This window comes from Nostoc sp. MG11 (genome assembly GCF_014904695.1).
GTDB lineage: Bacteria > Cyanobacteriota > Cyanobacteriia > Cyanobacteriales > Nostocaceae > Komarekiella.
Map to the genome: position 1 here is coordinate 47037 of NZ_JACXXN010000005.1, position 12694 is coordinate 59730.

Consider the following 12694-nt stretch of genomic DNA (forward strand, 5'->3'; position numbering starts at 1 on the left):
ATTTTTACTTTTACCCATTGCAACTATCCTAAACTACGTAGTCAATGCCTACACCAGCCCCTTGAGGCGATCGCGCAAAATTTCTGCTTGTTTTTCAGCTTCTACTAGAGCGTCCCGCGTTGCTTGCACTACATCAGCAGGTGCTTGTTCAACAAACTTAGGATTGCTTAATCTGGCACGTAGCCCGTTAATTTCTGCTTCTACTTTGCTGATGCGTTTTTGCAGTTTGGCACTGACTGCTTCGATATCTACCACACCAGCCAGGGGAATTAGCACTTGGATTGTACCAATTACACCAGCGATCACATTTTCCGGTTCTTGTAGTTGTTGTGATTCTGTCTGTGGGAAGAACTGTCTCCAGAACTTTTGTCTAGCTTCTGTACTCAATAAATTTTGGCTTACAAACCAAGCTGTGTAACCAAAACCAATTATTTCAAAGAAAGTTCCTACAACAGGAATATCATCAATTGCATTCCCCGCAGCTAAGCCCAACCTAGCAAAGACAATCCCCACAATAATCAAGCCAATTGTCTTCAAACCCTTCTGAGGTTTTTTAGCAGCAACCGTTTGACTCTGTGGTTCGGCGGTAATGGTTAAAGTCTCGACCTTAGCCAAATCTTTAATGTAAGATTGTCCCGCTGTAAGGATTTGCTGTTCTTTTTCGCTTGCAGTTTGCAAATTTGCTGTCACTTTTACCCCTGGCTTGATATCCGCCTCAGCTCGTAAGTTCCGAATTGTGCGGATAGTACCAATCAGCAATTCAAACTGTTCTTCTAGCGCTATATTAATTATGTTTGCATCTATCTGGGGATAGATTTGCAATGGTAAAGTTTGCTGAGCATCTGCTGGTTGTTGAGTGAGAGTCTGCCAAATTTCTTCGGTAATGTGCGGCATAAAGGGATGAAGTAGTTTCAAAATCCCTTCCAGCACGTAGGCGAGGGTTTGCTGTGCTGCCTTTCGGGATGCGGGATCTGCATCGTTTTGGAGGCGAGATTTAACAAGTTCAATATACTGGTCGCAGAAATCACCCCAAATAAATTCGTACAATCCCTTGGCTGCTTCCCCTAGACCGTAGTTGTCAATGTAATTAGTGGTTTGCTTAACAACTTGATGATACCGCGAGAGAATCCAGCGATCGCTCAATTCGTTGCTGAATGGTTGACCCAATTGTTGTGGCGTCTGTCCATCCAAATTCATCATCACAAAGCGGGCGGCATTCCACAACTTATTAGCAAAGTTACGGGACGCTTCCACTGAAGATGATTCATCCTTTTTGCGATCATACTCCAACCGGATATCTTGACCTGCGCCAGCTACTTCTCTAATTAGGGTGTAGCGCAGGGCATCAGTACCATATTTGTCAATCAATAACAGCGGGTCAATGCCATTACCTTTGGTTTTAGACATCTTCTGACCTTTTTCATCCAACACCAAGCCGTGGATGTAAACTGTTTGGAAAGGCATTTCACCCGTAAAATGCCCACCCATCATCGTCATTCTGGCAACCCAGAAAAAGATGATGTCAAAGCCTGTTACCAAGGTAGTGGTGGGGTAGTAAGTCGCTAAATCTTGAGTTTGTTCCGGCCAGCCCAAAGTCGAAAACGGCCAGAGTCCAGAAGAAAACCAGGTATCTAGCACATCTGGATCTTGTTCTAACTTGACATTTTCCCCAAAATGTGATTTGGCTTTTTCCCAAGCTTCAGCTTCATTTTGCGCTACGACAAACGGTGTGTTATCGGTAATTTGCCCACCCGTTTCACTCACAGCATACCAAGCAGGGATTTGGTGTCCCCACCACAGTTGGCGAGAGATACACCAATCTTTGAGTTTTACCAGCCAATCACGATAGACCTTTGTCCAGCGCTGGGGGACAAACTCTGGAGAATTTTTCTGGTCGAGGAATTCTAGAGTTTTGTCAGCTAGGGGGCGAATTTTGACAAACCACTGAGTAGAAAGGAGGGGTTCAATGGGTACTTTACCGCGATCGCTATGAGGAACGCTATGCTTATAATCTTCTATCTTCACCAAAAAGCCATCTGTTTCTAGGCGAGAAACCACATTCTTTCTAGCAACAAAGCGGTCTTGTCCTTGAAACTCCTGAGCATTTTCGTTGAGCGTGCCGTCTTTATTCATAATATTGATCAACGGCAGATTGTGACGCTTACCCATTTCAAAATCGTTGAGGTCATGGGCAGGTGTCACCTTCACGCAACCTGTGCCGAAAGTGGGGTCAACAAATTCATCGCCAATGATGGGAATTTCTCGGTGTAAAATTGGCAGAGTTACAGTTTTGCCAATTAGGTGTTTGTAGCGATCGTCATTGGGATTAACTGCCACCCCAGTATCGCCCAGCATTGTTTCTGGTCGAGTTGTCGCCACCTCCACATAGCCAGAACCGTCCGTTAGGGGATAGCGGAAGTGCCAAAGATTACCATTGACCTCTTGTGTTTCCACCTCCACATCAGACACAGCCGACTGAGTAGCCGGACACCAGTTAACCAAATACTCACCACGATAAATTAAGCCTTCTTCATAAAGGCGAGCAAATGCTTCTACAACAGCTTTGGATAAACCCTCATCTAGGGTAAACCTCTCCCGTGACCAGTCTACCGATACGCCCAAGCGTCGCAGCTGATTAAGAATAGTTCCCTCAGACTCCGCCTTCCACTGCCAAGCACGTTCTAGGAATTTCTCGCGTCCTAACTCGCTACGAGTTTTCCCCTCTTTCTTGAGTTGCCTTTCCAGCATCGTATGCACAGCAATACTGGCGTGGTCAGTTCCGGGCAGCCACAGGGTATTACACCCCTGCATCCGGTGGTAGCGTACGAGGGTATCAATCAACGCACTCTCAAAAGCGTGACCCATGTGCAAACTGCCAGTGACATTAGGCGGTGGAATGACGATGCAATACGGTTCACCACCTTTGTTGGGGTCAGCTTTGTAAACTTGGTTTTCTTCCCAGAATTTTTGCCATTTGGCTTCTGTGGAAAAGGGGTCGTAGAGGCTGGGGAGATTGGGGATATTTGCGGACATGCGGGGCAAACTAACTATGGAAGGACTCTAATAAATTTTGCCACAGGGTTGGAGAGGGTTTGATGGGAACGAACCGCAGAGGCGCAGCGTTTCGCAGAAAATGACGCAAAGTACACAAAGGAAGAGGAGGAAGGTAAGATGAGGCAACCAAGTGTTCAACTAGAAAACTTGGCTTATGGGGTGATTGGGGCGGCGATTGAGGTACATCAAGTACTAGGGGCTGGGTTTTTGGAGGAAGTGTATCACAAGGCGCTTAGAGAAGAATTTCTGATGCGCGAGATACCTCATAAGTTTGAGCATCGAGTACAAGTACACTACAAAGGTCGTCCCCTAGGTGAAGGCAAATTAGATTTTTTGGTTGGAAACTCTCTAATTATTGAATTAAAAGCTGTGCAAAATTTAATTCCCATTCATGAAGCTCAAGTCCTCTCCTACCTTAAAATGACTCATTACTCCCTAGCCCTCCTCATCAACTTTAACGTCCCCCTCCTCAAAGACGGCATCAAACGTATTATCCTCTCTTCTTAATCTTCTTTGCGCCCTTTGCGTCCTTTGCGGTTCGTTTACCCAATCTATGCAAAACCAAACAACCTCTCCTTTTACTTTCATCCCCACCCTATACTTCGCCTCCGGCATACCCTACGTCATCATCAACACAGTTTCCGTTATCTTCTACAAAAAACTAGGAATAGATAACACTCAAATCGCCTTATGGACAAGTTTCCTCTACCTACCCTGGGTCATCAAAATGTTTTGGGGCCCAATTGTCGATATCTACTCTACCAAACGCAAATGGATACTTTATACCCAATTTGCCACATTCTGCTGTTTAGGTTTAGTAGCTTTCTGCTTACAACTACCAAATTTCTTTTTCATCTCCCTCACAGCATTGACAATAGGAGCATTTATTTCCGCAACTTATGATATTGCCACAGATGGCTTTTACCTACTAGCTTTAAACCCAGAACAACAAGCCTTCTTTGTTGGTATTCGCTCACTTTTTTACAGACTTGCTGTTATCTTTGGCTCTGGAATTTTAGTAGTCTTAGCTGGTCAGCTTGAGGTATCTCTCAACAACATTCCTTTAAGCTGGACTCTAGCTATTGGCTTCTCATCTTTAATTTTAGCAATACTTTTTGTCTTCCACCGCCTAATCTTACCTTTACCTGAATTAGATCACCAAAGGCAATCACAAATTACAGAAAAGATACCATTTTGGTCAATTATTACTTCATATTTTACTCAGCCTAAAATTACAGCTATCCTAGCATTCATCTTGCTCTACCGGCTTGGCGAAGCAATGCTTGTCAAGATGGCCTCTCTATTTTTATTGGACAAACCAGAAGTAGGTGGCTTAGGTCTATCAACATCAGATGTTGGATTAGTTTACGGAACATTTGGAGTACTTTCCTTAATTTGCGGCGGTATTTTAGGAGGATTGCTGATTTCTAAATATGGGTTAAAAAAATGTCTATTCCCTATGGCTTTAGCGTTAAATTTACCTAACGTGTTCTATGTATATATGGCTTACACAAAACCGTCACTTACATTAGTGTATCCTTTGGTTTCTTTAGAGCAATTTGGATATGGTTTTGGGTTTACAGCTTTTAGTGTTTATTTAATGTATATTTGCCACGGCGAATATAAAACTTCTCATTTTGCTATATCTACTGGCATCATGGCTTTAGGTATGATGCTTCCAGGATTAGTTAGTGGTTATCTGCAAAAAGCACTTGGATACCCATTATTTTTTGTCTTAGTCTGTTTACTCACTATTCCTGGTATGATTGCTCTCTTTTTTATTCCTTTAAAAGAAGAATCGAAGTATCAAAATAATTAATATTAATCCAGTTTATGAGTTATGTTTTGGGAATAGATGGCGGCGGTAGTAAGACTGTTTGCGTGTTGATGGATGATTTGCATAAGATACTAGGTCGCGGTGAAGCAGGCCCATCTAATTATCAGAGTATAGGCATTAAAGCAACTTTACAATCAATTGAATCTGCTATTTATTCTGCTGTAAATCAGGCAGTAGAAATTACAAAATTTATAAGAGTTGAAGCGATATGCTTAGGTTTAGCAGGTGTAAGCCGTGTAGCAGATATCGAAGTAGCAAAAGGTTTAGTTCAACAGTTACAAAATAGCAAAATTTTGCCTATGATCTGGGCATTAAAACCATCTAATATTGTTATTTGTAACGATGCCTTGATTGCTTTAGTGGGTGGAATTGGTCATGATGTGGGAATTGTAGTTGCCGTAGGCACTGGTTCGATAGTTCTCGGACGAAATCATCAGGGGAATACCAAGCGAGTTGGCGGCTGGGGGTATATTTTAGGAGATGAAGGTAGTGCCTATAAAATTGCTGTTGCTGGTATGCAAGCAGCATTAAAAGCTCATGACGGGCGTGAGATACCAACTAATTTGATAGAAGTTTTTAAACAGTATCTTGGTTTGAAGAATATTGAAGATTTAATAGAAGTAATATATCGGCGGGGATGGGGAGTTAAACAGATAGCTGCCTTAGCACCAATTATAGATTTTGCCGCAGCGGAAGGAGATGAATCAGCTAATAAAATTATTGATGATGCCGTGCAAGATTTGGTAAAAGCGACTTCTACAGTAATTGATACTATTTTTATTTATGACTCAGCATTAGAAGTAGTCACAACTGGAAGTGTATGGAAGGGAAGATCCAAGATACATGAGAGATTTGCAGCATTTCTTATTAAGAAGTTTCCTGATGTAAAAGTGATTTTTCCGAGGTATGAACCTGCTTATGGTGCTGGTTTATTGGCGTTGCATAGGCTAGTGGAGTAAGGAAAATGAGAAAGCGATGTCTGACAACAAACCCCCAAATAAAAAAATTTACGTATAATACTTTGACTGAGCAGTCAAGACTTTATACTTAGATGTAACTGCGATCGCACTTGCTTGATTACTGCTAAAATTTGCAGAATGCGAGAACTTTATCCAGCGCTCAAACCTTATTTAGAAGATAGTTTACAGGTTTCCGACCTTCATACTATCCATTTTGAAGAGTCTGGCAACCCATTAGGCCAGCCAATCGTTTTACTGCATGGTGGCCCCGGTGGTGGATGTCCACCCTTTTATCGACAATATTTTCACCCAGAAAAATGGCGGTTAGTCATGTTTGATCAACGTGGTTGTGGTCAAAGTACACCCCATGCTGAACTACGAGAAAACACCACTTGGGATTTAGTAAATGATATTGAAAAACTGCGCGAACATTTAGATATAGAAAAGTGGGTCGTCTTCGGTGGCAGTTGGGGCAGCACTTTATCATTAGCCTATAGTCAAACCCATCCCTCTCGATGCGCGGGATTAATTCTTCGTGGCATCTTTATGCTGAGACAAAAAGAGTTGCGATGGTTCTATCAAGAAGGTGCTAGCTATATTTTTCCTGAAGCCTGGGAAGAATATTTAAAACCAATTCCCATTGCTGAGCGGGATGATTTGATTACTGCATATTACAAACACTTAACCAGTCCAGATTTAGAAATTCAATTGGCAGCAGCACGTGCTTGGTCAATTTGGGAAGCTAGTACAAGTAGACTTTTTTTAGATCCAGATCTCATGCAAAAGTTTGGTGAGAGTGAATTTGCCTCAGCTTTTGCGCGAATTGAATGCCATTATTTTATTAACAAGGGATTTTTTGAAACAGAAAATCAATTACTTTTAAATATCGACCGCATCCGCCATATTCCTGCTGTAATTGTTCAGGGACGTTATGATGTAGTTTGTCCGATGATATCAGCTTGGGAATTACATCGCGTTTGGCCGGAAGCAGAATTTATTGTAGTTCCTGATGCCGGACATTCCATGAGTGAACCAGGAATTACTAGTGCCTTAATTGAGGCAACTGATAACTTTTAACTCCTAGTTTGGAAAGTGCTGAGTCAAGAGTCAAGGGTCAAGGGTCATTAATTATTCTCTCCCTCTGCTCCCCCTGCTCCGGTTGTTGAGCGGCTTGTCCTGAGCGTACTCCTACGGGGAAGCAAGCTAGGCGTAGCGTCTCGTAGAGAAGCCAGCCGTTGGTGTTGGCAAAGCCTCTCGTAGAGAAGCCTCCCATAGGGAAGGAAGTCGAAACACTGCTTCCCTGTCTCCTAACTCATAACTCCTGACTTCTGCTGACTGCTAACTTCTAAAGGCAAGAAAATAGTCAACACTTCGCCATAGTGTGGACGCTGGCGTACAATGAGTTTTCCGCCGATCGCCTGAAAAAGATGCTTAGTGGCAGCAATATTTAAACTAATCGTACCTGTTTCCGGTTGGAACATCAGCAGTTGACCAAGAGCTTTACGAATTGGCGGCGGTGCGGGTGTAGCAGGTTTACTTGTGTCTTTGCACTGGAGAGGCGATAGTTGTAACTTTAGTTGATCTCCGGCTGGGATAACCTGAACTTGAATATGGCTACCAGATGGTAAACTGCGGGTAAAATTCTCCATCAAACCAGTGAGTACCTGATCTAGCATGGTGGGATTGCTCACCACCGTCGGTAGTTGTTGAGGTAAAACAACATCCAAAGTCAAGTTTCGCCGATGTGCTGCTTGTTGCCAACGGGGGATGCTCTGCTGTAACACTTGATCCAAAGACATTGGTGTGAGTTGAGTTCTTGAAGATTTTGTTGAGGCAGAAGTTTCCAGTTCCGCGGCTTTAAACAGCAACTCCATCCGGTCAATTTGCTCAGTACACTCGTGATCAATTATCTCTAAGCGACTCAGCACATTTGCAGGTAAGTCCCGCCGTTTCAGCAGTAGGCGAGTCATGGTACGAATCGTTGTTAAAGGGGTGCGAACTTCGTGAGCAAAGGCTTGGAGCAATTCGACATCAGGACGAGGAGAGGAGTGAGAGGAGAGGGAGACAGGGGGAAGAGGAGAAGGGGGGACATTCCCGGTGTCGGCTTCTGGTTCTGGTAATTGTTGAAGTAGTAATTGACTAAACTGGATTACAGTACGGTAATCTGGTGCGACTGGGCAATACTTTTGTACTAGTGTATCTAAATCGACAAAAAATTCTGGATTAGTCAGCATGACCCGCGCTCCTAGTGATCGCCACGCCTGCTGTACTACTTCTGGCTCAAAGGAAAATGAAAACGTTTTTTTGCCGTTTCTGTGTTCTGCTAAAACTAGCACTAATCTAAATTTTTCTGTAAAAACTAAGCAAAACTGCTCAGACGCCAATGGATCGGCAGGTAATAAACCGAGTACCGATTCTTGAGGAGCTATTTCATCTACAGTTGCGTTGGCGTAGCCTACCGCAGGCATTGCAACTGGCATTTGAAATGGCATTAGTGCCAAGGGGTTAAATGGTTTTGCTGTAAAAGTTACCGTCTGCAAGCTTTGAGTCAATTTTGGCTGACTAAACAGGGGTGCTGGTGCAGTTAAAACTAATCCTTGGGTGGCGTCAGGTGAAACAGTTGCTAAAGTATTTAATAGCAGATGTTCTGTCGCTGCTAGGCTAATGCGCCATTGTTGCTCTGCTTTAGCAGATGAACATTCAACCACGCTTGATTGACTTTCGGCTAAAACTTCACTCAGACTCGGCAATATCCATTGGTACACAGATTTTCACCCCTTGACTCAACAGCGGCTAACAGCATATAGGGTAGGCATTTCACTACTACTTATGAGGTTATAGTCATTTGTGTACTCGTGACAGTCGTAGAACCGAACAATTCGGGCGCAATTTCCCCTGTTATTAATCATTAGTCCAAAGTTCATTGAAAGCGGCGCTAAAGCTCCTCTGTTTGTGAGCATGGGACATGGGGCATGTTTTTTGATTAAAAATGCTAAAATCGCTCCAGCACTAATGCTTTCAGGCATCTTTGATGACTTTCGACGTTCCCGAATCCCTTATTTTCGATACCGCGCTTTCAGTAGCCGGGTTAACTGACTATATCCGCCTGCTGTTAGAGCAAGATGAGCAGCTACGGCAAGTTTGGGTTACTGGCGAAGTTTCTAGTGCTAACCACCATCGCAGTGGGTTATTTTTTACGCTGCAAGATACTGATGGAACAGCAGGAATTAAGTGTGTGGTGTGGAATAGCCAAGTAACAAAACTCGCGCAAATGCCGATTCCTGGTGAGCAGTTAATTATCTTGGGTAGTATCCGAGTATATCCACAAAGGGGAGAATATCAGTTATCAGTTTGGCAGGCTTTACCCGCTGGTGTTGGTTTGCAAGCGTTGCGTTATCAACAACTGAAAAATCGCTTGTTAGCTGAGGGGTTGTTTGACGCTCAAAGAAAGCGATCGCTCCCAACCCACCCCCAAACGATCGCCGTCGTCACTTCACCGACTGCTGCGGCTTGGGGTGATATTCAAAAAACCCTCAAGCAAAGGTATCCCGGTTTACACGTTTTATTTTCTCCCGCTACAGTACAAGGCGAGCAAGCACCAGAATCTATAGTGAAAGCAGTTGAGCGGGTAGAACGAGATGGACGCGCCGAGGTGCTAATTTTATCGCGGGGAGGTGGTGCAGTTGAAGAATTAGCTTGCTTTAATGATGAGCGGGTGGTGCGATCGGTTGCTAATTGTTCGATTCCGGTAATTACTGGTATTGGTCATCAACGGGATGAGTCTTTGGTAGATTTAGTTGCAGATGCGTGTGTGCATACACCAACTGCGGCGGCGGAGAAGGTTGTACCGGCACTCTCAGAGTTGTATGCTGAGCATCGGCAGCGAGTTGCGGCTTTGCATCACGCGATGCTTTTCTCTGAGGAAACTGCTCTTAATCAACTGCAAGTGTTACGCAACCGTTTGCGACGTTTGCGTTTAGATCGACAAGTGCAGCAAGAGGCGCAGCAGCTAGCTTGGAAGCGTCAGCAATTGGTGCAAACGACAATGGGGCGATCGCAGCAAGCAACACAACATTTAGAAATGTTGCGGCAAAAGTTGGCAAGTCTTGACCCGAAAGCAGTCTTACAGCGTGGTTATGCGGTGGTAAGACAGGAAGATGGGGCGATCGCTCGTTCTGCTGCTGAGTTGGCTGTGGGGCAAGATTTGTTGATTCAATTGGCACAAGGTGAGGTTAAAGTGAAAGTTACGGAAGTTAAGAATTAATTCGCCGCCATCGCGCAGCGTCTGTCTGCGACACGCTGCGCGAACGTAAAGAAGGATGCCAAGGGTTGAATGGTTAAACGTAAGAGTGCTGCAAGTTCTGATTCAATGGAGGGTTGGAATTATGAAGCTAAGGTGGTAGAAATAGAAGCAATCATTGCTCGCATTGAAGCGGGTGAGTTGGAACTTGCAGAGGTGTTTGACCAATTTGCGAACGCTGTTGAGTATTTACGTCAATGTGAAACCTTTTTGCAGCAGCGACAGCAGCAGGTAAATTTGTTGATGGAAACGTTGAGCGATGAGTAGAGATATTCTAGTTACTTTTCAACCAGCGATTATTCTATTTGCTAAAACTCAATTAAGCTGCTAAAACTTGGATTTCTTCAAGTTGATTAATTACTACGTCTGCACCTTGGACATTCTCTGACTTACCTACCCAAGTGATACCAATACAACCTGCGGCTTTGGCGTTACGCGTCATTTGCATGTCCCCAACAGAATCTCCTACCATCAATGTAGCGCCCGGTTCAACCCCTAAAGCTTGACAAGCTTGCAAAAATAGTCTGGGGTCTGGTTTACTCGGCCCCTCATCTACTCCCATCTCCAGCTGGATGTAATCACTTAATTGGTGATCTGCAACAAACTTACGCACTTCCTGAGTTGTCGCCGCTGAGAGGATGCCAAGTTTGAGTCCTCTTTCCCGGAGATATTTCAACACCTCCAAGCTACCTACAAACAGAGGTGAAGGAGTTCTTCCAATGTATTTTTCAGCTTCATCCAAAGCTTGACGAGCTATTTTTAATGACTCAAACCATCCCCTACCAGTTTCAGCAATATATGCCGCAGCAGCAACTTCAGTTTCACGACGACTCGCCACCGAGATTAAACCCGCTGGATCTAAATTATTAGCATTGATGCCGAATGCCATTAATAGGGGTTCGCCAATTCCAGGAATTTGAGCATCTATTAACCGTGCTGCTTTTTGTGCGAGCGATCGCAAATACGTTTCTGAATCTTCTAGAGTACCGTTTTTATCAAACAAAATTGCCTGGATATTTGAAAACGTGATCTTTCCACATTTAATAGTTACCAAAAGATTCTACCCCGCTGATTAATTTATAAGGTTTTATTCCTAATTTTTAACAATTTTATATCATAAAAAAAGAGGGTAAATCCCTCTTTCTACTATGTTTTGATACTTTTAATTACAGACAAGTAAAACTATAAATGTATTACTCTTCAATAGCTACTGGAATTTCTTCTTCAGTTTCGGTTGCAGTTGGAATTTTTTCAATAGCTACTGGAATTTCTTCTTCAGTTTCGGTTGCAGTTGGAATTTCTTCAATAGCTACTGCTGAAATATTTTCTTCAGTTTCGGTTGCAGTTGGAATTTCTTCAATAGCTACTGCTGAAATATTTTCTTCAGTTTCGGTTGCAGTTGGAACTTCTTCTTCAACTTCTTCCATTGCAGATGGAATATCTTCTTCAGCGATAGCGTCAGCTTCCGCAGGTGCAGCAGGTGTAGCTGTAGTACCTTGCTGTTTAGCTAGCAGCTGTTCCCGATACTTAGCAGCCATTTCTTCGGCTTTATCATAAACCAAATCGCGGTTCTTAATCATGTCACCGGGTTCTGGTTCTAACTGCTTGGTAGAAAGGGAAATTCGACCTCTCTCTGCATCTAAGTCAATGATCATCACTTTTACTTCATCATTGACATTGAATACGCTGTGAGGTGTATCAATATGTTCGTGAGAAATTTCAGAGATGTGCAGTAGACCACTGACACCGCCAATATCAATAAACGCACCGTATGGTTTGATGCCACGAACCGTACCAATTACTACTTCGCCGACTTCCAAGCGGTTCATCTTGCGCTCAACTAACGCCCGACGATGAGATAGAACTAGGCGGTTACGTTCTTCGTCTACTTCTAGGAATTTTAATGGTAGTTCTTCACCTACCAATTCTTCTTTAGGTTTGCGAGTGCTGATGTGAGAACCGGGGATAAAGCCACGTAAACCCTCAATTCTTACCAATGCTCCCCCACGATTGGTAGCAAACACGCCAGAACGGACAGTCGCATCTTCTGCTTGTAACTGCCTTACGCGCTCCCAAGCCCGCATGTATTCAATACGGCGAATGGAAAGGGTTAATTGACCATCTTCGTTTTCATCGGTGAGAATGAAAAATTCTCGCGTTTCGTTCGACTGTAAAACTTCTTCCGGGCTGTCTACCCGGTTAATAGACATTTCCTGTATAGGTATATATGCTGCTGTTTTAGCACCAATGTCAATCAGAGCGCCGCGCGGCTCTATACTGAAAACTGTTCCTGGCACTATATCACCAGGGCTAAAATGATAGTCGTATTTGTCAAGTAGAGCAGCGAAATCTTCGTGAGTAAATCCAATTTCTGTAGCGGTTAAATTCTGATTGACCATGCTGATTTGTTCCCGGTTCTAGTCTCCGTAAAGGTTGTGTAACAAGCGCTATGTATATGCAAGCGTCTTTATGGTAGTCTACACTCACATCTTTTTCCATCCTAGCGCACAAAGGCTAGTATTAACACATAATAACTCCCAGATG

At 43.6% G+C, this 12694-nt stretch carries 11 protein-coding genes; 6 read left to right on the forward strand and 5 right to left on the reverse strand.

All coding sequences use genetic code 11. From position 1 onward, the window contains the following. Positions 1–48 precede the first annotated feature (48 nt). Positions 49–3033 (reverse strand): valine--tRNA ligase, encoded by a 2985-nt coding sequence (locus HCR01_RS09360; RefSeq protein ID WP_193195960.1) that lies wholly within the window; start codon positions 3031–3033, stop codon positions 49–51. Between the two features lie 138 nt (positions 3034–3171). Here HCR01_RS09360 and HCR01_RS09365 point away from each other — a divergent pair, with 138 nt between their 5' ends. The 4 genes from HCR01_RS09365 to pip all read left to right on the forward strand — a co-directional run bounded on the left by HCR01_RS09365 (position 3172) and on the right by pip (position 6927). Continuing rightward, positions 3172–3561, forward strand: coding sequence for a GxxExxY protein (locus HCR01_RS09365; RefSeq protein ID WP_193195961.1), 390 nt, complete (start codon positions 3172–3174; stop codon positions 3559–3561). A 46-nt stretch (positions 3562–3607) separates the two neighbouring features. After that, positions 3608–4873: an AmpG family muropeptide MFS transporter gene (locus tag HCR01_RS09370; RefSeq protein ID WP_193195962.1), complete on the forward strand. Its 1266-nt coding sequence runs from the start codon at positions 3608–3610 to the stop codon at positions 4871–4873. 14 nt (positions 4874–4887) lie between these two features. Further along, positions 4888–5850, forward strand: a complete 963-nt coding sequence (locus tag HCR01_RS09375; RefSeq protein WP_193195963.1) for an N-acetylglucosamine kinase — start codon at positions 4888–4890, stop codon at positions 5848–5850. Positions 5851–5988: 138 nt separating this feature from the next. After that, positions 5989–6927, forward strand: a complete 939-nt coding sequence (gene pip, locus HCR01_RS09380; protein ID WP_193195964.1) for a prolyl aminopeptidase — start codon at positions 5989–5991, stop codon at positions 6925–6927. Between the two features lie 37 nt (positions 6928–6964). On the opposite strand, the gene HCR01_RS09385 is transcribed toward pip, so the two are convergent. Both HCR01_RS09385 and HCR01_RS09390 read right to left on the reverse strand, forming a co-directional pair. Then, the gene (locus HCR01_RS09385; RefSeq protein WP_193195965.1) at positions 6965–7123 is read right to left on the reverse strand and encodes a hypothetical protein; all 159 of its coding nucleotides are present in this window, start codon (positions 7121–7123) and stop codon (positions 6965–6967) included. Positions 7124–7157: 34 nt separating this feature from the next. Then, positions 7158–8615: a sensor histidine kinase gene (locus tag HCR01_RS09390; protein WP_193195966.1), complete on the reverse strand. Its 1458-nt coding sequence runs from the start codon at positions 8613–8615 to the stop codon at positions 7158–7160. A 266-nt stretch (positions 8616–8881) separates the two neighbouring features. On the opposite strand from HCR01_RS09390, the gene xseA reads away from it, so the two are divergent. After that, positions 8882–10114, forward strand: coding sequence for an exodeoxyribonuclease VII large subunit (xseA, locus tag HCR01_RS09395; protein ID WP_193195967.1), 1233 nt, complete (start codon positions 8882–8884; stop codon positions 10112–10114). 69 nt (positions 10115–10183) lie between these two features. After that, positions 10184–10417, forward strand: coding sequence for an exodeoxyribonuclease VII small subunit (gene xseB, locus HCR01_RS09400; protein ID WP_193195968.1), 234 nt, complete (start codon positions 10184–10186; stop codon positions 10415–10417). A gap of 52 nt (positions 10418–10469) precedes the next feature. On the opposite strand, the gene HCR01_RS09405 is transcribed toward xseB, so the two are convergent. Together HCR01_RS09405 and HCR01_RS09410 are read right to left on the reverse strand one after the other, a co-directional pair. Continuing rightward, entirely contained in the window at positions 10470–11204 is a 735-nt protein-coding gene (locus HCR01_RS09405; RefSeq protein ID WP_193195969.1) for an HAD family hydrolase, read from the reverse strand. A gap of 139 nt (positions 11205–11343) precedes the next feature. Continuing rightward, entirely contained in the window at positions 11344–12549 is a 1206-nt protein-coding gene (locus HCR01_RS09410; RefSeq protein WP_193195970.1) for a 30S ribosomal protein S1, read from the reverse strand. Between the last annotated feature and the right edge of the window lie 145 nt (positions 12550–12694).